This is a genomic window from Beijerinckia sp. 28-YEA-48 (assembly GCF_900104955.1).
GTDB lineage: Bacteria > Pseudomonadota > Alphaproteobacteria > Rhizobiales > Beijerinckiaceae > Terripilifer.
Genome location: NZ_FNSI01000001.1, coordinates 4,581,759 through 4,607,583, shown reverse-complemented (window position 1 = coordinate 4,607,583; position 25,825 = coordinate 4,581,759). Strand labels below are relative to the sequence as shown.

25 protein-coding genes are annotated in these 25,825 nt (G+C 62.5%); 18 read left to right on the top strand and 7 right to left on the bottom strand.

The window, feature by feature from the left end:
- Positions 1-16: 16 nt before the first annotated feature.
- From sdhA to BLW50_RS21610, 4 genes are all read right to left on the bottom strand, one after another.
- The gene (gene sdhA, locus BLW50_RS21625; protein ID WP_090706441.1) at positions 17-1,831 is read right to left on the bottom strand and encodes a succinate dehydrogenase flavoprotein subunit; all 1,815 of its coding nucleotides are present in this window, start codon (positions 1,829-1,831) and stop codon (positions 17-19) included.
- A gap of 51 nt (positions 1,832-1,882) precedes the next feature.
- Complete coding sequence (gene sdhD / locus BLW50_RS21620) at positions 1,883-2,275, bottom strand: succinate dehydrogenase, hydrophobic membrane anchor protein (RefSeq protein WP_090706439.1); 393 nt, start codon at positions 2,273-2,275, stop codon at positions 1,883-1,885.
- Positions 2,276-2,291: 16 nt separating this feature from the next.
- Entirely contained in the window at positions 2,292-2,705 is a 414-nt protein-coding gene (sdhC, locus tag BLW50_RS21615; protein ID WP_090706436.1) for a succinate dehydrogenase, cytochrome b556 subunit, read from the bottom strand.
- 101 nt (positions 2,706-2,806) lie between these two features.
- Positions 2,807-3,496: a thiol:disulfide interchange protein TlpA gene (locus BLW50_RS21610; RefSeq protein ID WP_244544343.1), complete on the bottom strand. Its 690-nt coding sequence runs from the start codon at positions 3,494-3,496 to the stop codon at positions 2,807-2,809.
- A gap of 25 nt (positions 3,497-3,521) precedes the next feature.
- On the opposite strand from BLW50_RS21610, the gene argH reads away from it, so the two are divergent.
- The 12 genes from argH to BLW50_RS21550 all read left to right on the top strand — a co-directional run bounded on the left by argH (position 3,522) and on the right by BLW50_RS21550 (position 15,003).
- A complete protein-coding gene (gene argH / locus BLW50_RS21605; RefSeq protein ID WP_090709505.1) occupies positions 3,522-4,907 on the top strand; it encodes an argininosuccinate lyase in 1,386 nt (461 codons plus the stop codon).
- A gap of 111 nt (positions 4,908-5,018) precedes the next feature.
- Positions 5,019-5,246, top strand: coding sequence for an LPS translocon maturation chaperone LptM (locus BLW50_RS21600; protein WP_170850284.1), 228 nt, complete (start codon positions 5,019-5,021; stop codon positions 5,244-5,246).
- Positions 5,247-5,257: 11 nt separating this feature from the next.
- Positions 5,258-6,529: a diaminopimelate decarboxylase gene (lysA, locus tag BLW50_RS21595; RefSeq protein WP_090706432.1), complete on the top strand. Its 1,272-nt coding sequence runs from the start codon at positions 5,258-5,260 to the stop codon at positions 6,527-6,529.
- Positions 6,530-6,733: 204 nt separating this feature from the next.
- Positions 6,734-9,358, top strand: a complete 2,625-nt coding sequence (locus BLW50_RS21590; protein ID WP_244544342.1) for a TIGR02302 family protein — start codon at positions 6,734-6,736, stop codon at positions 9,356-9,358.
- Positions 9,359-9,460: 102 nt separating this feature from the next.
- The gene (locus tag BLW50_RS21585; protein ID WP_244544341.1) at positions 9,461-9,646 is read left to right on the top strand and encodes a twin transmembrane helix small protein; all 186 of its coding nucleotides are present in this window, start codon (positions 9,461-9,463) and stop codon (positions 9,644-9,646) included.
- Positions 9,647-9,681: 35 nt separating this feature from the next.
- Positions 9,682-10,263, top strand: coding sequence for a cob(I)yrinic acid a,c-diamide adenosyltransferase (locus BLW50_RS21580; RefSeq protein ID WP_090706428.1), 582 nt, complete (start codon positions 9,682-9,684; stop codon positions 10,261-10,263).
- A gap of 95 nt (positions 10,264-10,358) precedes the next feature.
- Entirely contained in the window at positions 10,359-11,048 is a 690-nt protein-coding gene (locus BLW50_RS21575) for a rhomboid family intramembrane serine protease (protein WP_090706425.1), read from the top strand.
- A 125-nt stretch (positions 11,049-11,173) separates the two neighbouring features.
- On the top strand, positions 11,174-11,923 hold the full coding sequence (locus BLW50_RS21570) for an electron transfer flavoprotein subunit beta/FixA family protein (protein WP_090709499.1): 750 nt from the start codon (positions 11,174-11,176) through the stop codon (positions 11,921-11,923).
- Complete coding sequence (locus BLW50_RS21565; RefSeq protein WP_090706423.1) at positions 11,923-12,867, top strand: electron transfer flavoprotein subunit alpha/FixB family protein; 945 nt, start codon at positions 11,923-11,925, stop codon at positions 12,865-12,867. The genes BLW50_RS21570 and BLW50_RS21565 overlap by 1 nt, the downstream gene beginning before the upstream one ends.
- A 77-nt stretch (positions 12,868-12,944) precedes the next feature.
- Positions 12,945-13,826 carry a 3-hydroxybutyryl-CoA dehydrogenase gene (locus BLW50_RS21560; RefSeq protein WP_090706421.1) on the top strand — a complete coding sequence of 294 codons (882 nt, stop codon included), beginning with the start codon at positions 12,945-12,947 and terminating at the stop codon, positions 13,824-13,826.
- Positions 13,827-13,943: 117 nt separating this feature from the next.
- Entirely contained in the window at positions 13,944-14,513 is a 570-nt protein-coding gene (locus tag BLW50_RS21555; protein ID WP_090706419.1) for an HNH endonuclease, read from the top strand.
- Between the two features lie 4 nt (positions 14,514-14,517).
- On the top strand, positions 14,518-15,003 hold the full coding sequence (locus BLW50_RS21550) for a hypothetical protein (protein WP_090706417.1): 486 nt from the start codon (positions 14,518-14,520) through the stop codon (positions 15,001-15,003).
- Here the strand turns inward: BLW50_RS21550 and thpR are convergent.
- Positions 14,944-15,534 (bottom strand): RNA 2',3'-cyclic phosphodiesterase, encoded by a 591-nt coding sequence (thpR, locus tag BLW50_RS21545; RefSeq protein WP_090706415.1) that lies wholly within the window; start codon positions 15,532-15,534, stop codon positions 14,944-14,946. The genes BLW50_RS21550 and thpR overlap by 60 nt on opposite strands.
- 129 nt (positions 15,535-15,663) lie before the next feature.
- Entirely contained in the window at positions 15,664-16,287 is a 624-nt protein-coding gene (locus BLW50_RS21540) for an arylesterase (RefSeq protein WP_244544485.1), read from the bottom strand.
- 105 nt (positions 16,288-16,392) lie between these two features.
- Here BLW50_RS21540 and BLW50_RS21535 point away from each other — a divergent pair, with 105 nt between their 5' ends.
- From BLW50_RS21535 to BLW50_RS21525, 3 genes are all read left to right on the top strand, one after another.
- Complete coding sequence (locus BLW50_RS21535) at positions 16,393-17,094, top strand: ABC transporter ATP-binding protein (RefSeq protein ID WP_090709497.1); 702 nt, start codon at positions 16,393-16,395, stop codon at positions 17,092-17,094.
- Position 17,095: 1 nt separating this feature from the next.
- Positions 17,096-19,699: an ABC transporter permease gene (locus BLW50_RS21530; protein WP_244544340.1), complete on the top strand. Its 2,604-nt coding sequence runs from the start codon at positions 17,096-17,098 to the stop codon at positions 19,697-19,699.
- Between the two features lie 186 nt (positions 19,700-19,885).
- Positions 19,886-20,626: a Bax inhibitor-1/YccA family protein gene (locus BLW50_RS21525; protein ID WP_090706410.1), complete on the top strand. Its 741-nt coding sequence runs from the start codon at positions 19,886-19,888 to the stop codon at positions 20,624-20,626.
- A gap of 110 nt (positions 20,627-20,736) precedes the next feature.
- On the opposite strand, the gene BLW50_RS21520 is transcribed toward BLW50_RS21525, so the two are convergent.
- The gene (locus BLW50_RS21520; RefSeq protein ID WP_090706409.1) at positions 20,737-21,189 is read right to left on the bottom strand and encodes a DUF2794 domain-containing protein; all 453 of its coding nucleotides are present in this window, start codon (positions 21,187-21,189) and stop codon (positions 20,737-20,739) included.
- Between the two features lie 469 nt (positions 21,190-21,658).
- Here BLW50_RS21520 and htpG point away from each other — a divergent pair, with 469 nt between their 5' ends.
- The 3 genes from htpG to BLW50_RS21505 all read left to right on the top strand — a co-directional run bounded on the left by htpG (position 21,659) and on the right by BLW50_RS21505 (position 25,795).
- Positions 21,659-23,599 (top strand): molecular chaperone HtpG, encoded by a 1,941-nt coding sequence (gene htpG, locus BLW50_RS21515; RefSeq protein ID WP_244544339.1) that lies wholly within the window; start codon positions 21,659-21,661, stop codon positions 23,597-23,599.
- Between the two features lie 10 nt (positions 23,600-23,609).
- A complete protein-coding gene (gene prmC, locus BLW50_RS21510) occupies positions 23,610-24,524 on the top strand; it encodes a peptide chain release factor N(5)-glutamine methyltransferase (protein WP_090706406.1) in 915 nt (304 codons plus the stop codon).
- A 317-nt stretch (positions 24,525-24,841) separates the two neighbouring features.
- A complete protein-coding gene (locus BLW50_RS21505; RefSeq protein ID WP_244544338.1) occupies positions 24,842-25,795 on the top strand; it encodes a DUF4167 domain-containing protein in 954 nt (317 codons plus the stop codon).
- The last annotated feature ends 30 nt before the right edge of the window (positions 25,796-25,825 follow it).

Below are 25,825 nucleotides of genomic sequence, written 5' to 3'. Positions count from 1 at the left end.
TGCGGAATTCTCCGGCTCAGTAAACGCGAGCCTTGGGCTCGATATAGCTGATGTCGTTCGACATCGTGTAAGTGTGCACGGGACGTGAATCGATCGCCACCTGCTGCTTTTCGTCATCGGCCCACGCCAAGGTGTGCTTCATCCACTCCTTGTCGTCGCGGTTCGGATAATCCTCGCGCGCATGAGCGCCGCGGCTTTCCTTGCGCTGCACCGCCGAATCCATCGTCACCACCGCCTGGATGATGAGATTGTCGAATTCCAGGGTCTCAATGAGATCGGAATTCCACACCAGCGAGCGATCGGTGACGCCGATGTCCTGGATGCCCGACCACACATCGTGAATGAGCTTCGAGCCTTCCTCGAGCACTTCACCAGTGCGGAACACCGCGCAGTTCGATTGCATCGTCGTCTGCATCTTGTTGCGCAGCTCCGCCGTCGGCGTACCGCCCTTAGCCCAGCGGAACTTGTCGAGCCGCGACAGCGCCAGATCGGCCGAGCCCTTCGGCAGTTCGGCTTGCTTCTCACCGGGCTTGATCAGCTCGGCGGCGCGCAGACCAGCGGCGCGGCCGAACACGACCAGATCGATCAGCGAGTTGGAGCCGAGGCGATTGGCGCCATGCACCGACACGCAGGCCGCTTCGCCCAGCGCCATCAGGCCGGGGATGACGAAGTCCGGATCGCCGTTCTTCTTGGTCAGCACTTCGCCATGATAGTTCGTCGGAATGCCGCCCATGTTGTAGTGGACGGTCGGAATGACCGGGATCGGCTCCTTGGTCACATCGACGCCGGCGAAGATGCGGGCGCTTTCCGAAATGCCGGGCAGACGCTCGTGCAGAACCTTCGGATCGAGGTGGTCGAGATGCAGGAAGATGTGATCCTTCTTCTTGCCGACGCCACGTCCCTCACGGATTTCGATGGTCATAGCGCGCGAAACCACGTCGCGCGAAGCCAGATCCTTGGCCGACGGGGCATAGCGCTCCATGAAGCGCTCGCCTTCCGAATTGGTCACATAGCCGCCTTCGCCACGCGCGCCTTCGGTGATCAGACAGCCTGAACCGTAGATGCCCGTAGGGTGGAATTGGACAAATTCCATATCTTCGAGAGGCAAACCCGCGCGAAGCGCCATGGCGTTGCCATCTCCGGTGCAGGTGTGCGCCGACGTCGCCGAGAAATAAGCGCGGCCATAACCGCCGGTGGCGAGGATGACCAGATTGGCGCGGAAGCGATGGATCGTGCCGTCATCCATCTTGATGCAGACGACGCCACGGCAACGGCCTTCCTGATCCATGATCAGGTCGATGGCGAAATATTCGATGAAGAATTCGGTGTTGTTGCGCAGCGCCTGGCCATAGAGCGTGTGCAGGATGGCGTGGCCGGTGCGGTCAGCGGCGGCGCAGGTGCGCTGCGCGATGCCCTTGCCGAAGTCGGTGGTCATGCCGCCGAACGGACGCTGGTAGATCTTGCCTTCCTCGGTACGCGAGAACGGCACGCCCCAATGTTCCAGCTCGTAGACGGCGGCCGGCGCGTTGCGCACCAGATATTCGATGCTGTCCTGGTCGCCGAGCCAGTCGGAGCCCTTGACCGTGTCGTACATATGCCAGCGCCAGTCGTCCGGGCCCATATTGCCGAGCGAAGCGGAAATGCCGCCCTGCGCCGCTACCGTGTGCGAGCGGGTCGGGAACACTTTCGAGATACAGGCCGTGCGCAGGCCCGCCTGGGAACAGCCGACCGTAGCGCGCAGACCGGCGCCGCCAGCACCGATGATCACCACGTCGAAGGTGTGATCGGTAATCGGATAGGCGCTACCGTTGGCGGCGGAAGAAGTGGCCATGGGTTTACCCTTTTTCGTGTCTAGTGGCGCCAGTCGCGCAGACGAAAGTGCTTAAACGAAACTCAGCCGCAGCACCGCATAGGCGCAGGCAAAGCCAACGGCGATGGCGAAACAGGTGTTGGCGGTCAGCGACCAGAACTTGGTGTGCTCGCCATACACATAATCCTCGATGATGACCTGCATGCCCAGCATCATGTGGTAGATGCCGGCGAGCAGGAACAACAGCAGTGTGATCGAGACGAGCGGGTTGCCGAGCGAGGCGCGCACCGTGGCGTAGTCCTTGCCAACCAGCGACAGCACGATCCACACAAAGGCGATCGACAGCGGCACCATCGCGATCGCCGTCAGCCGCGTGTGCAGCATGTGGCGCGTGCCCGACTTGGCAGAGCCCAGATAACGGACCTTGCCCATCGGCGTGCGAATGGAATTGGGCGTGTTTGTCATGGCGGCGTTCCCGATCTCAGCGAACAGCGTAGGCGATGATCCAGACGATGAGGGTCAGCGCGAGACCGCCCCAGACCGTCATATGCGCGAGATATTCGCGCTCCGGATGCTCCATGCCTTTGCCCATGTCCCAGATGAAGTGGCGGATGCCACCCATCATGTGAGTGAACAGCGCCCAGGTGAAACCGAGCAGGATCAAGCGGCCGATGATCGACGACAGGATCCACGACACGGTTTCGAAGGAGGTCGCGTCAGTCGCCGCGGCGATCAGCCACCAGGCGAGCAGCAGGGTCCCGAGATATAGGCCCATGCCGGTGATGCGGTGGATACCCGACATCATCATCGTCAGTGTCAGGCGGTAAACCTGCAAATGCGGTGACAGTGGACGGCGCGATTCTGCGGCCAGCGGGTTCGGATTCGGTTCGGCCATGGTGGGCCCCTTCGCTCTGAATTCGTCGGGGCTTCACTAATCGAAGAGTGTGCACCGCGCAATCCGAACCTTAAGCCCGACATTTCACGGCGCAAAATCAGCTATGTTGCCGGTTTTAGAGCCGTTGCGGCCCGGATCAGGCGCAGCGCGTCCTCCGAAGCCCATTCGGCGGGACCAGACATGACCCCCAATTCGCAGCCACGCGAATCGATCAGCAGGGTCGTCGGCAGTCCGACCACCTTGCCCGCCTGACGCAGGGTCTGGAACACACCGGCCTTCGGATCGGCGTAGAAAGCCAAGGACTTAACCCCCGCTTCGTCGAGGAACGCCTGCCGCTTTTCAAGCCGCGCGGTGTCGATATTCACCGCCACCACTTCGAAATTGGCGCCGCCGAGCTTCGCCTGCAACTGGTCGAGCGCCGGCATTTCCGCCCGGCACGGCAGGCACCAGGTCGCCCATAAATTGAGAAGAACGGTCTTGCCCTTGAAGTCGGCCAGGGTCTTGCGCTGCCCGTCGGCACCGTCGAAACTGATCTCGGTGGCGGGTTTCACCAGCTTGTTGACGGTCAGCCCGGCGACATCGCCGGTGGCAGCGGCGCGCAGGGGCGCCAGGCCAGCCTCGGTCACCGCGCAATTTCCGGTCGCCGTTTCCTTGCCGCCGACGGCGATGATCCCGTATACGACAGCCGCGATCGCGACGGCGGCCACCCCCGCCAGCACGAGCGTGCCACGGGGTACGCCGGGTTTGCCCGCCGCACCGCCTGAAATTTTCTTTTCCGCTTCGTCAGCCATCGAGTTTCGTTCCAAAGGGCGCAAAATGAGCAACAAGATGTGGGGCGGCCGGTTCGAAACCGGCCCCGACGCCATCATGGAAGAAATCAACGCTTCGATCGGTTTCGACTACCGGTTCGCCGCGCAGGATATCGCGGGCTCGAAGGCGCATGTTTCCATGTTGGCCAAGACCGGCATCCTCACGGAGGCCGACGCCCAGGCGATTTCGGCCGGTCTAGACCAGGTGAAAGCCGAAATCGAGGCAGGCACGTTCACGTTCTCGCGCGAACTCGAGGACATTCATATGAACATCGAGTCGCGGCTGGCCAAATTAATCGGCCCGACCGCCGGCCGGCTGCACACGGCGCGCTCGCGCAACGACCAAGTGGCGCTCGACTTCCGCCTCTGGGTGCGCGACGCCATCAACCAGATCGACGGCCAAATCAAGGACTTGCAGAGAGCCCTCGTTGCCCGCGCCGGACAGTATGCAGACGCCGTCATGCCCGGCTTCACCCATTTGCAATCGGCCCAGCCGGTCACCTTCGGTCACCATCTCTTGGCCTATGTGGAGATGCTGGCGCGCGACCGCGGCCGATTGTCCGATGCCCGCGACCGGCTCAACGAATGCCCACTCGGCGCCGCCGCTTTGGCCGGCACCTCGTTTCCGATCGACCGTCAGGCGACAGCGGCAGCGCTCGGCTTCGACCGCCCCACCGCCAATTCGCTCGACAGCGTCTCCGACCGCGATTTCGTGCTCGAAACCCTGTCGGTGGCCTCGATCTGCGCCGTGCATCTGTCGCGCCTAGCCGAGGAATTCGTTCTGTGGACCACGCCGCAGTTCGGCTTCGTCCGCCTGTCCGACAAATTCACCACCGGCTCCTCGATCATGCCGCAGAAGCGCAATCCCGATGCGGCGGAACTGGTGCGCGGCAAGACCGGCCGGGTCATCGGCGGTCTCAATGCCCTTCTGATCGTTATGAAAGGCCTGCCCTTGGCCTATTCCAAGGACATGCAGGAGGACAAGGAAGGCACGTTCGACGCCCTCCAAACCCTGTCGCTGTGTGTGGCGGCCATGGCCGGCATGGTGCGCGATATGACGCCAGATACCGAACGGATGAAGGCAGCCGCAGGCGCCGGCTATGCGACCGCCACCGATCTCGCCGACTGGCTGGTCCGCACCCTGAAAATGCCGTTCCGCGACGCCCATCACGTCACCGGCTCGCTGGTGAAACTGGCTTCGGACCGGAGCGTCGGCCTGGAAGCGCTGTCGCTCGCCGAGATGCAGAGCGTCGAGCCGCGCATCACGGCCGAGATCTTCGATGTGCTCGGCGTCGAGAAGTCGGTCGAGAGCCGCACCTCCTATGGTGGCACTGCCCCCGCCAATGTCCGGCAGCAGGCGGAAGCCTGGCGCAAGCGCCTCGGCCCCGCCTGATGCGGCAAAACGCCGCAGACCCGACCAACCTGCCAAGCCGGCCCACCTTAGCGGTGGGAGCGCCTTTCGCGCCGGCCTGTGTTACTCAAGTCGCGTGATCCGGAGATGTCAGTGACGCCGCAGACCAAATCGCGCCTGTTTGTTATCGCCCCTTTGTTGGCCGCCTTGGCGCTTGGCCTGTCGGCCTGCGGCCGCCGTGGCCCGCTCGACATTCCCGACGGCGGCGCCACAAAGCCAGCCGAGCAGAACACCAACATCTATTCGCCGACACGGCAGTCCGACAAACCGAAAGCCGTCGTGCCGTCGAAAGAACCGTTCCTCCTCGATCCCATTCTCTGACAAACGCCACGATGACCCATTTTGATTATCGGCTCGGCACGTTGCATGCCGAAGGCGTTGATGTCCGTCACATCGCCGCCGAACTGCCAACGCCCTTCTATTGCTATTCCGCATCGGCGATCGAGGCGCGCTATCGCGCGTTCACGCAAGCCTTCGCCGGCACCGATGCGCTCGTCTGCTTCGCGATGAAGGCCAATTCGAACCAAGCCGTGCTGAAACTGCTGGCGCGCCTGGGCGCCGGCATGGACGTGGTGTCGGAGGGCGAGCTGCGCCGCGCCATCGCCGCTGGCGTGGCCGGCAACAAGATCACCTTCTCCGGCGTCGGCAAGACCGAAGCGGAAATCAACTTAGCCCTGCAAACCGGCATCTTCTGCTTCAACGTCGAATCCGAGCCCGAGCTCGAATTGATCTCACGCATCGCGACAGCGCGCGGCACGAGCGCGCACGTCTCGCTGCGCGTCAATCCGAATGTCGACGCCAAGACCCACGAGAAGATCTCGACCGGCAAGTCGGAGAACAAGTTCGGCATTCCGCTGGTCCAGGCCCGCGATGTCTATGCGCGCGCCGCCAAACTGCCCGGCATCAAGGTGACGGGCATCGACATGCATATCGGCTCGCAGATCACCGATCTGACACCGTTCGACGAAGCCTTCGCTCTATTGTCGGATTTCGTGCGCACTCTGCGCGGTGATGGCCATGTCATCGAACACATCGATCTGGGCGGCGGCCTCGGCATCGCCTATCGCGGCTCCGATCCGGAAGACGAGATCCAGCCCGAGAAATATGCGGCGATCGTGCGCAAGCACACCCATAATCTCGGCTGCAAACTGCTGTTCGAGCCAGGCCGCTTTCTTGTCGGCAATGCCGGCATCCTGGTCACCAGCGTGCTCTATTTGAAGCACGGCGACGGCAAGAATTTCGTCATCGTCGATGGCGCGATGAACGATCTGATCCGACCGACGCTCTATCACGCCTACCACCGCGTCCGGCCGGTCACGGAGCCGGCCGGCGACGAACCGACGATCTATGCCGACATCGTCGGCCCGGTCTGCGAGACGGGAGATTATCTCGCCCTGCACCGGCGGCTGCCGGAGCTCAAGCCGGGCGATCTCATCGCCGTGCTGTCGGCTGGCGCCTATGGCGCGGTGCAGGCCGGCACCTACAATTCCCGCCTGCTGGTGCCCGAAGTGCTGGTCAGCGGCGATAAATGGGCCGTGGTGCGGCCGCGCCAGACCTTCGACGACCTGATTGGCCTCGACCGCACCCCCAACTGGCTCGCCTGACCCGCCGAAATCCCGGAACAAAATTCCCGGAGAGTGCAAAGACGCCTTGCTCGCGACGTCGCGTGAACACATTCACGTCAAGACGTGGCGGGCAATATGCATCCTCGGGGAACGCGTGTTAGCCTACCTCTGTTGGTTTTGTGTGCGGCGCGGAATGCCGCCCGGAGAGAGCTATTGCAGGACCGGACGACCAGGAGTTCATCTTTGACCCAGCGGCTTGATCGCCTGGCGCGTGTCGCCGGGTGGGCGCTGTCGTGGGAACGGTTGTGGCCGCCGCTTTTGGCGCTTGGGGTGATCGTTGCCCTGTTTCTCACCGTCTCCTGGCTCGGCCTGTGGCTGCAGCTGCCGCGCTGGGGGCGGATCGCCGGTCTTGTCGTGTTCGCCGCCTTCCTGATCTGGCCGGCCTGGCTGTTCCTGCGCGTGCGCCTGCCCTCGCGCGCTGAGGCGCTGGATCGCATCGACCGCGATTCCGGCCTGCCGCACCGGCCCGCCGCGACCCTCGACGACCAGCTCGCCAATGCCTCGGCCGATCCCGCCACCAGCGCGCTGTGGCGCATCCACTTGCAGCGGGCAGCGCAGGTGGCCTCGCAGTTCAAGATCGGCACACCCTCGCCCGGCGTATCGAAGCTCGATCGTTATGCGGTGCGCGGCGGCGTGCTGCTGGCTTTATGCGCGTCCGCCTTCATCGCCGGACCGGAAAAATATCCGCGCGTTCTCGCTGCTTTCGATTTCAGCGCCGCCGGTTCGATCTCTCAAGGCTATCGCCTTGATGCCTGGATCGACCCACCCGCTTATACGGGCCGCGCGCCGCTGGTGCTGCGCCTGCAAGACGAAAACGGCGCCCGCCCCGGCAGCTTGGCGCAAAAGATCCAGGCGCCCGCCGGCTCGACCATCATCATGCGGGCGTCCGACGGCGCCGGCGTCAGCGCCGAAATCAAGGGCGGCATCGTCAACCAGGCTGATGAAGCCAAAAATGACGCCAAAGCCGACGACAAGACCAAACCCGCGACACGGCCGGTGGCGGAGACCAAACGGTCGGATCAGGAGAAGCGCTGGTCGTTACGCACCGACGGCACCCTGACCCTGCGCCGCCTCGGCAGCACCATCGCCACCTTCGACATCGCCGCCATCGCCGACCGGCCGCCGGTGATCACCTTGAAGGGCGAGCCGAAGAACAATGTGCGGGGATCGTTGACCCTGGCCTACAAGATCGAGGACGACTACGGCGTCATCGGCGCCGAAGCCGAATTCGCCAAACCGTCCCTGCGTGGCAAGCCGGTGACAGGACGCATGCTCGTCGATGCGCCGAAAATGCCGCTGGCTTTGGCGCAAGGACCGGGCGGCCTCGGCGACGGCGAGACCACGGGCGATCTCTCCGAACATCCCTGGGCTGGCGCGCAAGTGACCATGACGCTGGTGGCGCGTGATGAAGCCGGCAATTCCGGCCGCAGCGACCCAACGGAAATCACCCTGCCGCAACGCACCTTCGTCAAGCCGCTGGCGCGGGCGCTGGTCGAACAGCGCCGCAATCTCGTCTTCGATCCTGACAACCGCAGTCGCGTCATGACCGCGATGGAAGCCTTGATGATCGAGCCGGAGCGATTCCAGACGGGCACCGCCGCCTATCTTGGCCTTTACGCGATCGCCAAGCGGCTGCAATCAGCCCGTTCCGACGATGATCTGCGCGAGACCGCCGATGTGATGTGGGAGATGGCGCTGCGCCTCGAAGAGGGCGATCTCAGCGGCGCCGAACGCGATCTGCGCGCCGCGCAGCAAGCCTTGCGCGATGCCATGAACCGTGGCGCCTCCGACGAAGAATTGCGCAAGCTGATGGACCAGATGCGCGCCGCGCTCGACAAGTTCATGCAGGAACTGGCTGAACGGCAGATGCGCGACGGCGATCAACAGGCCGACAACCAGCCGGCCGATCCGAACCAGCGCTTCGTGACACCGCAGGATCTGCGCTCCATGCTCGACCGCATGGAAGACATGGCGCGCAATGGCAATATGGCCGACGCCCAGCGCATGCTCGATCAATTGCAGAACATGCTGGAGAATCTGCAAAGCGCGCGGCGGCAGAACCAGCAGCAAAATTCAGCGCAACGCGAAATGAACCGCGCGCTCAACCAGCTCGATCAGATGATGCGCGATCAGCAGGAATTGCGCGACGACACCTATGGCGAAAGCCAGGGCCGCCCACGCCAGCGCGCGCAGCGCAATCAACAACAAGGCCAGGGCGGCCAGTCGCAGCGTGGCCAGCGCCAGCAAGGCCAACAGCAACCCGGCGGCGACGACCAGGACAGCGCCGACAACCAGAACAGCCAGGGCCTGCAACAGCGCCAGGAGGCTCTGCGCAAGCAGTTGCAGGATCTGCAGCGGCGCATGCGCGAAATGGGCCTGCCGCCGGAACAGGGCTTCTCCGACGCCGAAGGCGCCATGGGCGAAGCCGAGCAACAGCTCGGCGAGGGCAGCGGCGACGGACAGGGCAAGGCCGTGGGCTCGCAAGGGCGCGCCCTTGAGGCCCTGCGTCAGGGCGCCCAGTCGCTGGCGCAGCAGATGCAGCAAGGCAACCAGCCCGGCGAGCAAGCCGGCGGCCAGGGCGAACCCAACGGCCCCGGCCAGCGCGGCCGCGACGCCGCCCGATCCGATCCGCTCGGCCGGGAATCGCGCGACCGTGGCGACAATTCGCGCAGCCGTTATGATCCGCTCGGCGTGCCCGCCGCCCAGCGCGCCCAGCAGGTGCTGGAAGAATTGCGCCGGCGCCTCGGCGACCAAACCCGCCCGCGCGAGGAATTGGACTATCTGGAGCGGCTGCTGCGACGTTATTGAGACTGTCGCAATCAGCCAAATTACGGCAATTCCTCGGGCGTTATTTGGCAATGCATTCGGGAATGCATTAGAATTGAACTTCGCCGCGAGGAGCCGGCCTTCATGATGACATCCGGCATACTTCCTGGGATCGCGCTTGGCGCCGTCGTCGTCGTTTTGCTGCTCGGCCTGTTCAACATGTTGCGCGGCGGCGACCCCAACACGTCGCAGAAATTGATGCGCTGGCGCGTCATTCTGCAGTTCGTCGCGATCATCGTCGTGCTTGCCGTGCTGTGGTTCCGCGGCTAGAGCGTCAATAGGCGCGTCGTCGGGAGGTTAGCACCATGGTCGTTCTCAGCCGTATTTACACCCGCACCGGCGATGATGGCTCGACGGCGCTGGGCACCGGCGAGCGCCGGGCGAAATACGACCTGCGCATCGAGGCCTTCGGCACCATCGACGAGGCCAATGCCGCTATCGGCATCGCCCGCCTCACCGCCCGCCAAGAGGACGAGGCGCTCGACGCCATGCTCGGCCGCATCCAGAACGACCTGTTCGATCTCGGCGCTGATCTGTGCACGCCGCCCGTCGATCGCGATCTCGGCTACGAGCCGCTACGCATCATTCAGACTCAGGTCGACCGTCTCGAAGCCGAGATCGACCAGCTCAACAGCCATCTTGAACCGCTGCGCACCTTCGTCCTTCCCGGCGGCACGCCGACGGCGGCAGCTTTGCATGTGGCGCGCACTGTCTGCCGCCGCGCCGAACGGCGCATGGTGGAGCTGGTGGGCAAACCCGACGAGACAGTCGGCACGCCGGCGATGAAATATGTCAATCGCCTCTCCGATCTCCTCTTCGTCGCCTCCCGTTACTGCAACTGGAAGGCACAAGGCGACATCCTGTGGACGCCAGGCAAAAACCGGTAGAACCGGTTTCTCGCCCGCATCTCCCCGACGCGAGCCGGCATCCCCTTCGCCTGAAAATGCTGTAGGCTGGCCACTCCTCATCTCACGGAGTGTCCGTGTTCATTCCGCTCTACGACGGCGTCGCGCTGCGCTATCTGAAACGACCGATCGCGACCTATAGTCTGCTGGCCCTCAATGTTTTTGTCTATCTGACGATCGCCACCGGCCTGCTCGGCAGTCCGCAGACCATCGGCCTAAAGCTCGGCATGATTCCCGCCGTCATCTTCGGCTCGGCTGTCGTCGACCCCGCCATCGCCCATGTGCCGGCCTGGGCGACACTGCTGACATCTATGTTCGTACATGGTGGCTTCCTGCACCTCACCGGCAACATGCTGTTCCTTTGGGTGTTTGGCGACAATGTCGAGGACGCGATGGGATCGCTGCGCTTCACCGCCTTCTATCTGTTGAGCGGCGTCGCCGGTGCCCTGCTCTATGCCGCCCTCGAACAACAATCCCAGGCGCCCCTGATCGGCGCCTCGGCGGCGGTCTCCGGCGTCGTCGCCGCCTATGTGCTGCTCTACCCGCGCGTCCATGTCTTCGTGCTGGCCTTTGCCTGGCTGCCCCTGTCGATCACCGCGCTCTACATCATCCTCGCCTGGATTGTCGTACAGTTTGGCTCGGCCCTGTTCAGCAGCGACACGGAGACCGGCTGGTGGGCCCATGTTGGCGGCCTGATCGCTGGCGCGGCGCTGACACCGCTGCTACGCCGGCCCGAAGTTCCGCTTTTTGGCAAGCGCACCGCCTGAAAGCGGAGCATTGGCTAGGCTGACTTCCCGTGTCGCCTTGACGTGCTTTCTTGGCGCGTTGACTTGGCCTCAGGCCACATTTACCAGAAACCCCCTGGATGGGATCGCCTTCGGGAGAACGCGACATGAAAATCATCGTGCCGGCGAAACGCGTCGTCGACTATAACGTCAAGGTTCGGGTCAAATCCGACGGCAGCGGCGTCGAGCTGGCGAATGTGAAAATGTCGATGAACCCCTTCGACGAAATCGCCATCGAAGAAGCGCTGCGCCTGAAAGAGGCCGGCAAAGCGACGGAAGTGATCGTCGTCTCAATCGGCCCGGCGCAAGCGTCGGAGACCATCCGCACCGGCCTCGCCATGGGCGCAGACCGTGGCATCCTCGTCAAAGCCGACGGTGTGGTTGAGCCGCTGGCGGTCGCGAAGATTCTCAAGGGCATCATCGACGCCGAACAGCCCGGCCTCGTCATCCTCGGTAAACAGGCCATCGACGACGACAGCAACCAGACCGGCCAGATGCTGGCCGCGCTGCTCGGCTGGAGCCAGGGCACGTTCGCTTCCAAAATTGTTATCGGCGACGGCTCGGTCGACGTGACGCGCGAAGTCGACGGCGGCTTGCAGACGGTGACGTTGAAACTGCCGGCCGTGGTGACGACCGATCTGCGCCTCAACGAACCGCGCTATGCCTCGCTACCCAACATCATGAAGGCGAAGAAAAAGCCGATCGATGAAAAGTCACCGGCGGATTACGGGGTCGACACCGCGCCACGTCTGAAGGTTCTCAAGACCACGGAACCAGCCGGGCGCAAGGCTGGCGTGAAGGTCGGCTCGGTCGCTGAACTCGTTGCCAAACTTAAAGACGAAGCGGGAGTGATCTAATGAGCACGCTTGTTCTGGCCGATCTCGCCAAGGATACGCTCGGCGACGCCACCGCCAAGACACTCACCGCCGCCACGGCGCTGGGTGCGCCCGTTCATGTTCTGATCGTTGGCCACAATTGCGCCGCCGCGGCGGACGCCGCCGCCAAGCTCGACGGCGTCGCCAAAGTGCTCGTCGCCGATGATGCGATCTATGATCATCAACTGGCAGAGCCTGTTGCGGCGCTGATCGTCGGCCTTGCCAAAGACTATACGGCCATCGTGTCGGGCGCGACGACAAGCGCCAAGAACATCATGCCGCGTGTCGCAGCTCTGCTCGACGTGATGCAGATTTCAGAGATCATCAAGGTCGTCTCGCCCGACACGTTCGAGCGGCCGATCTATGCCGGCAATGCCATTCAGACCGTGCAGAGCGCCGACAAGATCAAGGTGATCACCGTGCGCACCGCCGCTTTCGCCGCAACCGGCGCCGGCGGTTCCGCTGCCATAGAAAAGATCGCCGCCGCCGCTAATCCGTCGCTCTCTTCCTTCAAGGAAGAAGCGGTGGCGAAGTCCGATCGCCCCGAACTGACCTCGGCGAAGATCATCATCTCGGGCGGACGCGCCATGCAGAACGCCGAGAACTTCAAGAAATATATCGAGCCGGTAGCCGATCGCCTGGGCGCCGCCATGGGCGCCTCCCGCGCCGCCGTCGACGCAGGCTATGCGCCGAACGATTGGCAGGTGGGGCAGACGGGCAAGATCGTCGCGCCGCAACTCTACATCGCCGCCGGCATTTCCGGCGCCATCCAGCATCTGGCCGGCATGAAGGATTCCAAGGTGATCGTCGCGATCAACAAGGATGAGGAAGCGCCGATCTTCCAGGTGGCCGACTATGGCCTGGTTGCCGATCTGTTTACCGCTTTGCCCGAACTTGCCCAGGAGCTGGACAAGATCAAGCGTTAGCCGGTGGCCAGCGCTGGACCTTCCCGGCGCTTGGCTTATGATCATGGCGATTAGCATTCGCCAAACAACAGGACATCATGGCTCTCGTCGTCAGGAAGATCGGCATTATCGGCGCAGGACAAATGGGCAACGGTATTGCCCATGTCTGCGCGCTCGCGGGCCTCGATGTCCGGCTTAACGACGTTTCGGAAGAGCGGGTGGCGGCGGGTCTAGCGACGATCAACGGCAATATGGCCCGCCAGATCGGCCGCGGCCAGATTTCCGAAGTTGAGCGCAAGGCTGCCTTCGAGCACATCAGCCCCTCGATCAGCTTTGACGATCTGTCCGATTGCGACCTTGTCATCGAGGCTGCAACCGAGAATGAAGACGTCAAACGCAAGATTTTCGTGAAATTGTGCCCGTCGCTGCGCGACGATGCGATTGTTGCGTCGAACACCTCGTCGATTTCGATCACCCGGCTCGCCTCGGTTACCGACCGGCCGGAGCGTTTCATCGGCATCCATTTCATGAATCCGGTGCCGGTGATGCAGCTTGTCGAGCTGATCCGCGGTATCGCCACCGACGACACCACATTCGAGGCTGCCAAGGGCTTCATCGAGAAGCTCGGTAAAATCTCGACAGTGTCGGAAGATTTCCCAGCTTTCATCGTCAACCGCATCTTGCTGCCGATGATCAACGAGGCGATTTACACGCTTTATGAAGGTGTTGGCTCGGTCGAGGCAATCGACACCGCCATGCGCCTGGGTGCCAATCACCCGATGGGTCCGCTGCAACTGGCCGATTTTATCGGCCTGGATACCTGCCTCTCAGTCATGCAGGTGCTGCATGAGGGCCTCGCCGATTCCAAATACCGGCCGTGCCCGCTGCTGGTGAAATATGTCGAAGCTGGCTGGCTCGGACGCAAGACCAAGCGCGGTTTCTACGATTACCGGTCCGGCACCCCGATTCCGACCCGCTAAAACCCTCGATTCCGCCGCGACATCTAGGGCCTTCACAAAGCCGTCATCCCACCTGTAGATTAATGCCTAGCGAAACCGGATCGATTCTTTTGTCCGGGTATCGAGAGGATTGCGGGAGTGACGGTTCACGTCCATCCGGCGATTTCGCCGGAAGCCTGTCCAGCCTTAGTTCTCAACGCCGACTTCCGGCCGTTGAGTTACTATCCTTTGTCGCTGTGGTCTTGGCAGGATGCGATCAAAGCGGTCTTTCTCGATCGGGTAAACATCGTCTCCAACTACGAGAAGACAGTTCGCAGCCCCAGCTTCGAAATGCAGCTGCCCTCGGTCGTCTCATTGAAGACCTACATCAAGCCGACGCGGCAACCGGCCTTCACCCGCTTTAACGTTTTCCTGCGCGACCGCTTCGCTTGCCAATATTGCGGCACCCGCGACGATCTCACCTTCGACCATGTGATCCCGCGTTCGCGCGGCGGCATGACCACGTGGGAGAATGTCGTCGCCGCCTGCTCGCCGTGCAATCTACGCAAGGCCGATCGGCTGCCCGACGATGTCCATATGTGGCCGTCGCGCTCGCCGTTCCAACCGAGCGTTGGCGATCTGCACCAAAGCGGCAGATTGTTTCCGCCCAACTATCTTCACGAAAGCTGGATGGATTACCTATACTGGGATTCCATTTTGGAACCCTAAAAGCATGCGACGTTTACTGGTTGCCCTTTTTGCGCTCGCCTTCGCGATCGCCTGCAATGTAGTTTTTCTGTTCATCGCGATCGTCTCCGATCCGATCGCGGGACAAGCGACATTACAATTGCTCGCCGGCTTGTTCGACGAAGCGCTCGCGCCCAATCAGGACTGGCAATCGGGCGCTTTTTTCATACTCGCCTTCTCCGTGCTCTCCCATGCGGTCGTCGCTATCTGCGTCGTGCCGCATGTTCTATCCGTGGTGCTGGCGGAAGCGGCGCGCATACGCTCCTTCCTATGGCATGTGCTGATGCCAGGCGTTCTGGCTGCGGCTATGCCGTGGATCCTGCGCCTGACGCTGCGCGGCGATACGGCGCCAGCGGCGAATCAGGCGCCGGTCGAGAACCGCTTCCTGGCTCTGTTTTTTATCTGCGCCGCCTTATCGGGAGCGATTTACTGGGCTCTCACCCGCCGCCGCCAAGCGCCCGCCAAACGCTGAACGTTCGAGCTGGAAGCTGGCCTCGCTGATATAGGGCCCGCCGCCTGTCGAAGCGCGCGACGAAAACAACACGAAATTGGTGACGGCGAATGTCTTTGGCAGCAACGCGCGCGAGCCGAGCCAATCAGCGGTCAAAGCAGCCGAGGCATTGCGCAACCGCGCGATCGTCACATGCGGAACGAACTTGCGTGTCTCGACAGGAAAGCCAAGGCGGCGCATGACGCGTTCATGATCTGCCTGCAGCTCAGTGAGTTCTGGCGTTGGCTTGGCGCGCGCGACAATGGCGCGCGGCTTCTCCCCGCCAAACGACATCAAACCATCGAGCGTCACCACGAAGGCCGGCCGACGGATCGACGACAGCGCATCGTAGACTTCGTTGGCCATCGCATCGCCGATGTCGCCGATGAAGCGCAAAGTGAGATGATAGTCTTCCGGTTCAATCCATTTGGCGCCGGGCAAGCCGCCGCGTAGAAGAGCCAATTCGTCAGAGAGATCGTCAGGAAGCTCGAGTCCGGTGAAGAGTCTCGGCATGGCTCGCCCTTTCTCCAGATGCGCCGGCTGGCCCGGCAGACCGAATCAAATCAGCAAATCCTGAATGCGCAGCATTTCATTTTGCTGACGGGAAAAAAAGCACCGTTAGGGTGCGTCGATTCGACCTCGCTATTTTGGCTGGCTCGTTTTTGACTTGGCGCGCTCCAGCAATTCCGTCACCTTCGGCATGATACGCTCGACGATTATCTCGACGCCAGCCCGCGTCGGATGCATGCCATCTGGCTGGTTCAAAGTATTGTCGCCGACTATGCCGTCGAGAAAGAACGGATAAAGCAGCGCGCCATATTTTTGTGCGAGGCGCGGATAGATCGCCGAGAATTGCGTGCCATAGTCCTTGCCGAGCCCTGGCGCCGCCAGCATGCCAGCCAGCAAAACCGGGATTTTGCGTTCGCTCAGCTTGCTCAGAATTTCATCCAGTGACTTCTCGGTCAGAGCCGGATCAATGCCGCGCAGCATGTCGTTGGCGCCAAGTTCAACGATCACCGCATCGACTTTGTCTGCCAGCGCCCAATCCAGTCGCTCGAGACCACCCTGGGCCGTATCGCCCGAAACACCGGCGTTAACGACCTCCACATCATGACCGGCGGCACGCAGGCGTCGTTCGAGCACGACCGGGAACATCGCATCAGCCGGCAGATTGTAGCCGGCTGTCAGACTGTCCCCCAGAGCCAGCACCCGCGTGGCCGCCTCGGCCTTAACAGTGCCCGCCATCACGCAAAACGTGAGCGCCATCAGCAGACACGCCAACGGCTTCGCCATGTGCTGGACGAAATTGCGCGACACACCATATGACATCGATTGGCCACTCCATGGGCTCGCACCGGGGACATCCTGCCTTTGACTCAACCTGTTATCGCCATCGAAAACGTTCATCTCAGCCTCGGTCAGGGGCGGGCCCGCGTCCATATCCTCAAGGGGGTGTCATTGGAAATTGGCCGGGGTGAGGCAGTCGGCCTCGTCGGCCCGTCCGGATCGGGCAAATCAACGCTGCTGATGACCATGGCCGGGCTCGAGAAACCGGATTCGGGGATAATTTCCATCAACGGCGCCCGGCTGACCGATATGGACGAAGACGCCTTGGCGCGCTTTCGCGGTGCTAATATCGGCATCGTCTTCCAATCTTTCCACCTCATTCCGACGATGACAGCCCTCGAGAACGTCGCGGTGCCGCTTGAACTGGCCGGCGTCGCCGACGCTGATCGCCGCGCCGCCGAAGAATTACGCGCCGTCGGACTGGGTGAACGGCTCGATCATTATCCCGCGCAATTGTCCGGCGGCGAGCAGCAGCGCGTCGCGCTCGCCCGCGCCATGGCACCCCATCCGGCGATCCTCGTCGCCGACGAACCCACTGGCAATCTCGACGAGACCACCGGCCTGTCGATCATGGACCTGTTGTTCGCGATGAAGCGCGAGCGTGGCGCTACCTTGGTGCTCGTCACCCATGACGCCAATCTGGCAGCGCGCTGCGACCGCCGCATCCGCCTGCGCTCCGGCGCGATTGATCCAGAGCATGCCGCTCCGGTCGCGGCGGACGCCTGACATGGCTCATGTTCAGACGGCCCATGTTCCAATGGTCACGGCCTCGGCCCTGACACGCCTGGGTGCTTTGCTGCGCTTTGCCGTGCGCGATCTGCGCGGCGGCTTGCGCGGCTTCCGCATCTTCCTCGCCTGTATCGCGTTGGGCGTCACCGCCATCGTCGGCGTCAATGCCACATCGCGCGGTCTGTCGGATTCGCTCGCCGAAGAAGGCCGCCGCATTCTCGGCGGCGATATTTCTTTTTCGCTGATCCATCGCCAAGCCAATGCGCAGGAAGAGGCCTGGCTAAAGGCGCAAGGCGCGATCTCGACCATCGCCACCATGCGCGCCATGGCGCGCGCCGGCAACGGCACGCCAGCGCTAGTCGAATTGAAAGCCGTCGACAGCAATTATCCCTCACTCGGCGATGTCGAGACCGATGGGACGCAACCGCTCGCCACATTGCTGGAGAAACGCAACGGCCTTCCCGGCGCCATCGCCGACGAGGCCCTGCAGGCACGCTTCAATCTCAAGCCGGGCGACCGCTTCTTTCTCGGCGATGGCGAATTCGAATTCCGCGCCACGCTGCTCTCCGAACCTGACAAACTGGCCGGCGGCATCGGCTTTGGACCGCGCGTAATCCTGTCGCAACAGGCCTTGCAGGACACGGGACTGTTGGCGCCGGGATCGCTCGTGCGCTGGTCCTATCGGGTTCTCGTCGATGATCGCAACGGCGGCGCAGCCCCCGATGCCGCCATCGACACGATGATGCGCGCAGCGGAGAAAGCCTTTCCTGATGCAGGCTGGCAGATCCGCACGCGTAACAATGTCTCGCCGCAGTTCCAAAAAAACATCGAACGCTTCACGCAATTCCTGACACTAGTTGGCTTGACCGCTTTGATCGTCGGCGGTGTCGGCGTCGCCAATGCAGTGCGCGCTTTCATCGATCGCCGCACGCCCGATTTCGCCACGTTGAAATCGCTGGGCGCCACCGGCCGGGACGTCTTTACTGTCGCCTTGACCGAAGTACTGCTGATGTCGGTGGCCGGTATCGCCATCGGCATGGTGCTTGGTCTGGCGTTGCCGTTTGTCATCTCATGGGCTTTTGGCAGCCTGATTCCCGTGCCGTTCAAAGCGGCCGTCTATCCAACGGAAACCCTGTCAGGCCTGCTCTATGGTGTGTTGACGACACTGGCCTTCTCGCTGGGCCCGATCGGCCGCGCCCATGATCTTCCAGTTTCGGCGCTGTTTCGCGACCGCATCGATCATCGTTCAACGCGTTTGCGCTGGCCCTATCTCGCCATGCTCGCCGGCGTATCGGGACTGCTCATCGCCACCATCATCTGGCTCGCCAACGATCGCCGGCTGGCGCTGATTTATATTCTGGCCACCTTCGGCGGCATGGCGCTGCTGCGGCTTGTCAGCCTCGCCATCATCGCTCTGGCACGTCGGGCGCCGCGTTCATCGAACACCGCTTTGCGCATGGCGATCGCCAACATTCATCGGCCGGGCGCTTTGACTCATTCCGTCGTTCTGGCCCTCGGTCTCGGCCTGGCGCTGCTGACGACTTTAACTCTCATCGACATCAACATCCGTGGCCAGTTACGCCAGGGCATGCCCGGCAAGACACCGAGCTTCTTCTTCATGGACATTCAGAACCGGCAGACCGCCGAGTTCGACGCGTTCCTGAAGGCCAATGCGCCGGACGCCAAAGTTGAACGGGTGCCGATGATGCGCGGCCGCCTCGTCCAGCTCAACGATACGAGAGCCGAGAACATCAAGGCCAAGGAAGATGCGGCCTGGGTGCTGGAAGGCGACAGAGGCATCACCTATTCCGCCAGCATGCCCGACGGCTCAACACTCGTTGACGGCGAATGGTGGCCGGCCGACTACAACGGGCCGCCGCTGGTCTCGATGGAGCGCGACGCTGCCGTTGGCCTTGGCGTTCATGTCGGCGATACGTTGATCGTCAATGTGCTTGGCCGCAATATCACCGCCAAGGTCGCCAATCTACGCGCCGTCAATTGGCGCACCATGGGGATCAATTTCGTCTTCGTCTTCTCGCCCAACACCTTCGCTGGTGCACCGCACACTCATCTCGCCACGGCGACCTTTCCAGACGGCGATCATGGCACGCAGGAGATCGCTTTGCTGAAGGAGCTGGCGGCAACCTTCCCGACGATCACCAGCATCCGCATCAAGGACACGCTTGAGGCTGTTTCCAAGATCGCCGACCAGCTGGCCTTCGCTATTCGCGGCGCAACTGGCATCGCCTTGGCAGCAGCGCTGCTGGTATTGGGCGGCGCCTTGGCCGCCGGCCAGCGCGCGCGCATCTATGATGCCGTGATCTTGAAAACCCTGGGAGCGACACGACGGCGGCTGTTGAGCGCCCTCCTGCTTGAGTATTCGATCCTGGGCGCCGCCACGGCGGTCTTTGGCGTTCTGGCCGGTTCGATCGCCGCCTGGGCGATCATGACCCGGGTAATGGGCGTCCAGGATTACAGTTTCGCCTGGGGCGCGGCTTCACTGGGCGCCTTGGCCGCCTTGGTCGTCAGCGTGCTCTTGGGTCTCGTCGCCACGGTAAGAGTACTAGGGCAAAAACCAGGAAGACACCTACGGGACTTGTGACCGTGAACCCACGGAGACCAGTTTCGCTTTGATTTTAGCCATTAACTTGCGCCATTTATCGTAGGTTACCGGGTAATCTTCCTCTTGTGTGTAACTTCGCGGGTCTCCATATTATCCACAACTCGGATGCCGCCGTGGCATCGGGCCGGCCCGACAGGACGTCGGACGGAATTCAGAGAGGGACACATGTCGGACTTCGATCGCAACGCAACCGTCTGGGGCCGGAGCACTGCTCGCGCCGGGACGGCCGAATACGACCTCGGACTCCGGTCGTACATGCTCGGCATCTACAATCACATGACGTTGGCGCTGGCGATCTCAGCGCTCGTCGCAACCGGTATTTTCATGCTCGGCCGTGGCAGCCCGATCACTCAGGCTCTTTACGGCTCGCCGCTGCGCTGGGTCATCATGTTGGCGCCGCTCGCCTTCGTCTTCGTGCTCTCCTTCCGCTTTGAGAAGATGAGCTACACCGCGCTGCTCGGCACGTTCTGGGCCTTCGCGGCAGCCATGGGTCTTTCGCTTGGCTCGATCGGCCTTGTCTACCAGGTCGGCAGCATCGTGCAGGCGCTCATGGTGACGACGATCGCCTTTGGTGGTCTCAGCCTCTACGGCTACACCACCAAGCGTAGCCTATCGGGCATCGGCTCGTTCCTGATCATGGGCCTGATCGGCCTGATCGTCGCGAGCGTCATCAACATCTTCCTCGGCTCCAGCATGCTCAGCTTCGCCATCAGCATGATCGGCCTGCTGATCTTCGCCGGGCTCACCGCTTGGGACACCCAGCGCCTGAAGGAAGACTATGATTACCTGTCGCAGGACGGCCAGATGATGGCGAAGTCTTCGGTGATGGGCGCGCTGTCGCTCTACCTGAACTTTGTCAACATGTTCCAGTTCATCCTGTCGCTGACGGGCTCGCGCAACAACTGATCGTTGCCGCAGAACGAATGAAGAAGGCCCCGGTTTCCCGCCGGGGCCTTTTTCTTTGCGCATAAAGCCAAACGTGAAGTGAGACTTACCCCGCAACCATCGTGCTTGCGTCAGCCAGCGACGAGCTTGATCTTGCGGTCGATCACCGCAATCACTTTCGCAAGGTCATGGCCGCGGCGCAGGATCAGGCCCATCGGCGCCACCACGCTGTAGAGGCCCTGCTTGCGCGCCAGCTTCGGATCCTTCTCGATCCGGTAAAGCGGCATTTCCGAGGTGCGCCGGAAGATCGAGAACACAGCCTTGTCGCTATGGAAATCCATCGCGTAGTCGCGCCACTCACCGGCGGCGACCATGCGGCCATAGAGATTCATGATTTCGCGCAACTCAAGCCGGTTGAAAGACACAACCGTTGGCAGAACCGCACGAGACCCCGACTGGCTTGTTGCGGCCTGGCCTGCTGTCGCGCTTGGTGGTCGCAGCCATTCGACCTGACCAAGACCACCGCGCGCCGGACTGCCGCGACCTGAACTCCCGTCTTTCGATCCCTGATCGCCGTCGCTCATCCGGCCTCCAAGCCGATCGCGTGCAAATCATCACGTGACCGTATTGTGAACCCGCCGGCCCGTCGCAGCAAGACACGATGCCCGCCCATCCAGACCTTTACAGCCGGTCAACAAATCCCTCGGAATTCTTGAGGTTTTCCCCGTGATTCACGCATTGAAAATATCACAGTTTTGCCGCTTTCCAGCCGAACACGCGCCCCGATCCGGGATCAGTCTGTGATGGTCGCCTCTTGAGTACGACCGTCCGTTCCTGGATTTCGTCAGCCCCCCAGCCCCCCGGGAATGACGGTCGGTAAGAGAGCCCCCAGAGGGCAAGCGATTTCTGGGCCGACAGAGCGCCATGCGCCTGTCGGCCCTTTTCTTTGTCTACAGGGTCGTTATCCGGCCGCCGAAAGGCCAGGCCTTGAAACATCCTGCCAATCCCGCGATATGAGCGCCGGATTCCCCGCCTCATGCGATGAGCTTGTCCTTGACCGAAACAACAGCACAAACGCCCTCCGAGTCCCATGCCTTTCAGGCCGATGTCGCGCGCCTGCTGCATCTCATGGTCCATTCGATCTATTCGGACCGCGACATTTTCCTGCGCGAATTGATTTCCAACGCCGCCGACGCCTGCGAAAAACTGCGCTATCTGGCGCTGCAATCACCGCAGCTTCTCGGTGACGAATCACCGTTCCGCATCGAAATCACCCTCGACAAGGAAGCCAAGACCCTCACTGTCAGCGACAACGGCATCGGCATGGATCGCGCCGACCTGGTCCAGGCGCTCGGCACCATCGCCAGCTCTGGCACCCGCGCCTTCCTTGAAAAGCTGGAAAAGCCCAAGACTGAAAAGAGCGACGAAGAGCGCGAGACCGACGGCGGCGGCACGAGCGCCACGCAGCTCATCGGCCAGTTCGGCATTGGCTTCTACTCGGCCTTCATGGTCGCCGATAAGGTCGATGTCTTCACCCGCAAGGCGGGCGAGGACGCGGCTTGGCATTGGTCCTCCGACGGGCTCGGCGCCTATACGATCGAAGCGGTCGCCGCCGACGCCGCGCCGGCTCGTGGTGCCCGTATCGTCCTGCATGTGAAGGAAGAGGCCGCAACCTATCTCGAAACCTACAAGATCGAGAGCGTCGTCCGCGAACATTCCGGCGCTGTGCAGATTCCCATCGAACTGCGCGAAACATCCGACGCCGAACCGCGCCAGCTCACCGAAGGGGTGGCGCTGTGGACGAAGGCCAAGAGCGAGATCAAGCCGGAAGACTACACGGAATTCTATCGCGGCTTCGCCCATCAGTTCGACGAGCCGGCCTTGACCGCCCATTGGCGCGCCGAGGGACGGCATGAATATACGGTGCTTGGCTTCATTCCTGGCTCACGCCCGCTCGATCTATTCGATCCGATGCGCAAGGGCCGCGCACGGCTTTACGTGCGTCGCGTGCTCATCTCCGACGAAGCCGATCTTTTGCCGGGCTGGATGCGCTTCTTCCGCGTGCTCGTCGATTCGGCTGACCTACCGCTCAACGTGTCGCGCGAACTCATTCAGCAGAGCCCGGTGTTCGCCACCATCCGCAAGGCCGTTGCCAATCGCCTTGTTCAGGAACTGGTGAAGCTTTCGGAAAACGATGCCGAGAAGTTCAACGGCGTGTGGGATAATTTCGGCGCCGTCATCAAGGAAGGTCTGTACGAGGATCCCGAACGGCGGGATCAATTGTTCAAGATCACGCGCTTCACCACCTCGACGCATCCAGACGGCAAGCGCTCGCTCGCCGACTATGTGAAAGACCTGAAGCCCAATCAGAACGCCATCTTCTACGTCACTGGCGACGATGCCAAGCAATTGGCCGTCGGCCCGCAGCTGGAAGGCTTCCGCGCCCGTGGCATTGAAGTGCTGCTGCTGTCTGATCCGGTCGATGCCTTCTGGGTGACGACGGCGCTTGGCTTTGATGGCAAGTCGTTCAAGTCGGTGACGCAAGGCGCCGCCGATCTGAAGGATATTCCGCTTGCCGACGGCAGCGAACAGCCGGCGAGCCAAGCCGACTCGGCCGAGACCGCGGCCCTGCTCGCCTATATGAAGCAGACCCTGGCCGAGACGGTCGAGGATGTGCGCGTCTCCGATCGGCTGACCGATAGCCCGGCTTGCTTGATCGCGCCCGATAGCGGCCCCGACCGGCGGCTTGAACGCATTCTTGCCGAACACGGCCGCTTACAAAACATCTCCAAGGCGATCCTTGAGATCAACGCCACGCATCCCCTCATCGAGGTTCTGAAGCTGCGCGTGCAGAACGAGAACGACAAGAACTTCGTCGAGGACGCCACCTGGCTGATCTATGACGAAGCGCGGCTGATGGACGGCGAGAAGATCGTTGATCTGAGCGCCTTTGCCAATCGCCTGTTCCGGATCATGACCAAGGCGGGAACATGAGGATCCGCGTATGACCACGGCTGCCGTGCGCGCGCTTTCTGAGGCCGAGCTCTCGGAAGTATTGCGCGCGCAGCCTGGCATCGCCGCCGCCATTGATCGGCTCACCGATGCCTTCGCGCGGGCCGGCATCGAGACGCCCCGTCTTGATGCCCGCCTGCTGGTCGCCGCGGCAACGGATATGAACGCCGCCGCCGTTCTGGCCCACGCCAGCGACCGGCTCGACGCCGACGCGATTGCAAAGCTCAGTGGCTTTGCCGTGCGCCGTCTCAACCGCGAGCCGGTGTCGCGGATCCTGGGTCGGCGCGGTTTCTGGACGCTCGATCTGGCGATCAGCCCCGACGTCCTCGATCCGCGCCCGGATACGGAAACCCTGGTCGAGGCGGTCGTCACCGCCTGCCGCGACCGGCACAACGCGCCGCTGCGCATTCTCGATCTGTGCACCGGCTCCGGCGCCATTCTCGCTGCCCTGCTCAGCGAATTCCCGGCGGCCACCGGACTTGGCACCGACATCAGCCCTGCGGCCTGCGCCATCGCCCAGCAAAACCTCAAGGCCGCCGGCCTGGCCGCACGAGCCGAGATCCGCGTCGCCGATTACGCCACCGGAATCGACGGGCCTTTCGACATCGTGGTGTCGAACCCGCCCTATATCGAAAGCGCGGCCCTGGCCGGCCTCGACCCAGAGGTGCGACATTTCGACCCCCATCTCGCCCTCGACGGCGGGCCGGACGGTCTGGCCGCCTATCGCGCCATCGCCAGCGCCCTGCCAAACCTGCTGCGCCCCGGCACCGGTCTGGTAGCTCTTGAAATCGGTGCGGCGCAGGCGGCGGACGTCTCAGCCATTGTCGCGGCGGCCGGCACTCCCCATATTGAGGTGATCAAGGATTTCGGCGGCCACGATCGCGTCGTGTTTGCGCGTGCTGCTTAGACGGGTGGACACGTAAAACTTGCCGCTTGGCAGACGGGCAAAAACCGACTAGGGTTTTGATATTGAATCGTCTTGACGAGCCAGCTTGCCGCTATAGGCAGCGCCGAAACGACGATAAATGTTTCTCCTAATCTGTCGGCCCTGTGTGATGGACCGGAAAGATAGTTCCACGGCGGGGCCGTGGCGAGCGAACCTTGGCCGGAGAGCCTCATTATTCGCAATCAAATGATCCAGGAATGATCCTTGAATTACGAGCGCGCATGGCACTGCCGTCATGTGGGGCGTTCGTCGTGATTGGTATGCCTTAGGAAAGATCCATGAGACCAGGTCAGAACAAGCGGATGCGCGGTCGCAGCAATAACAACAACCGCAAGGGCCCAAATCCGCTCACACGTACCTACGAATCCAACGGTCCAGACGTCAAAATCCGCGGCACCGCCCATCATGTGGCTGAAAAATACCTTCAGCTTGCCCGTGACGCCCAGTCCTCTGGCGATCCGGTCATGGCTGAGAGCTATCTCCAGCATGCCGAACATTATTTCCGCCTGATCGCCGCCGCGCAGCTCGCTCAGCAGCAGGCCCAGATGGGCACCAACCGCCCGCCAGGCGAGCAGGAGGCCGACGAATCGGAGGATGACGACGATTTCGGTGGCATCCCGGATCGCTTCGCTTCGCCGATCGAGCGCCAGCCCCCGGCCCCGCAGCAGCCCTATCCGCAGAACGGGCAGCAGCCGCAGGGCCAGTATCCTAACCAGCAGCCTTACGGCGACCGCCCCCAGGGCGATCAGCGCGATCAGCGCCAGCAAGGTCAGGATCGGCAGGGCGGACAACAGGGCGACCGACCCTATCAGGATCGCGGCCCCCGCCCCGATCGGCCGTTCTTCGACCGCAACCAGAATCGCAATCGCAACAACAATAACAACCGCGACAATTATCGCGGCAATAATGGCCAGCAGCGCGACTATCAGCAGCCGCAGCCCGACGTGCCCCGCTTCGAGAACCAGCCGGAGCAGAACGCCAATCGCGCCCCGGCGCCCGAGCCCGAACTTCCCGTCGGTCTCCCCTCCTTCATCACCGCGCCGACCCGCCCGTTGCCGCCCGAGCCCGCACCGGCCGCAGCAGCACCAGCTGCCGCAGGCGCACCGGAGGCCGGCACCGAACATGAGGATGCGACCTTCCACCTGCGCAACCGGCGTCGCCGGCGGCCCAAGGCCGCCCCCGAAGGCGAAGCCGAACGCCCGGTGACGGACGATCTCCCCGCCGGGGAATGATCGCGGATCGCTCGGAAAATAATCCCTCAG

Excerpts from the sequence above, each read along its gene's own strand:
- sdhA (WP_090706441.1), bottom strand. The coding sequence starts at position 1,831 with ATGGCCACTTCTTCCGCCGCCAACGGTAGCGCCTATCCGATTACCGAT.
- sdhD (WP_090706439.1), bottom strand. The coding sequence starts at position 2,275 with ATGACAAACACGCCCAATTCCATTCGCACGCCGATGGGCAAGGTCCGT.
- sdhC (WP_090706436.1), bottom strand. The coding sequence starts at position 2,705 with ATGGCCGAACCGAATCCGAACCCGCTGGCCGCAGAATCGCGCCGTCCA.
- BLW50_RS21610 (WP_244544343.1), bottom strand. The coding sequence starts at position 3,496 with ATGGCTGACGAAGCGGAAAAGAAAATTTCAGGCGGTGCGGCGGGCAAA.
- argH (WP_090709505.1), top strand. The coding sequence starts at position 3,522 with ATGAGCAACAAGATGTGGGGCGGCCGGTTCGAAACCGGCCCCGACGCC.
- lysA (WP_090706432.1), top strand. The coding sequence starts at position 5,258 with ATGACCCATTTTGATTATCGGCTCGGCACGTTGCATGCCGAAGGCGTT.
- BLW50_RS21585 (WP_244544341.1), top strand. The coding sequence starts at position 9,461 with ATGATGACATCCGGCATACTTCCTGGGATCGCGCTTGGCGCCGTCGTC.
- BLW50_RS21580 (WP_090706428.1), top strand. The coding sequence starts at position 9,682 with ATGGTCGTTCTCAGCCGTATTTACACCCGCACCGGCGATGATGGCTCG.
- BLW50_RS21570 (WP_090709499.1), top strand. The coding sequence starts at position 11,174 with ATGAAAATCATCGTGCCGGCGAAACGCGTCGTCGACTATAACGTCAAG.
- BLW50_RS21565 (WP_090706423.1), top strand. The coding sequence starts at position 11,923 with ATGAGCACGCTTGTTCTGGCCGATCTCGCCAAGGATACGCTCGGCGAC.
- BLW50_RS21560 (WP_090706421.1), top strand. The coding sequence starts at position 12,945 with ATGGCTCTCGTCGTCAGGAAGATCGGCATTATCGGCGCAGGACAAATG.
- BLW50_RS21550 (WP_090706417.1), top strand. The coding sequence starts at position 14,518 with ATGCGACGTTTACTGGTTGCCCTTTTTGCGCTCGCCTTCGCGATCGCC.
- thpR (WP_090706415.1), bottom strand. The coding sequence starts at position 15,534 with ATGCCGAGACTCTTCACCGGACTCGAGCTTCCTGACGATCTCTCTGAC.
- BLW50_RS21540 (WP_244544485.1), bottom strand. The coding sequence starts at position 16,287 with ATGGCGCTCACGTTTTGCGTGATGGCGGGCACTGTTAAGGCCGAGGCG.
- BLW50_RS21530 (WP_244544340.1), top strand. The coding sequence starts at position 17,096 with ATGGCTCATGTTCAGACGGCCCATGTTCCAATGGTCACGGCCTCGGCC.
- BLW50_RS21525 (WP_090706410.1), top strand. The coding sequence starts at position 19,886 with ATGTCGGACTTCGATCGCAACGCAACCGTCTGGGGCCGGAGCACTGCT.
- BLW50_RS21520 (WP_090706409.1), bottom strand. The coding sequence starts at position 21,189 with ATGAGCGACGGCGATCAGGGATCGAAAGACGGGAGTTCAGGTCGCGGC.
- prmC (WP_090706406.1), top strand. The coding sequence starts at position 23,610 with ATGACCACGGCTGCCGTGCGCGCGCTTTCTGAGGCCGAGCTCTCGGAA.
- BLW50_RS21505 (WP_244544338.1), top strand. The coding sequence starts at position 24,842 with ATGAGACCAGGTCAGAACAAGCGGATGCGCGGTCGCAGCAATAACAAC.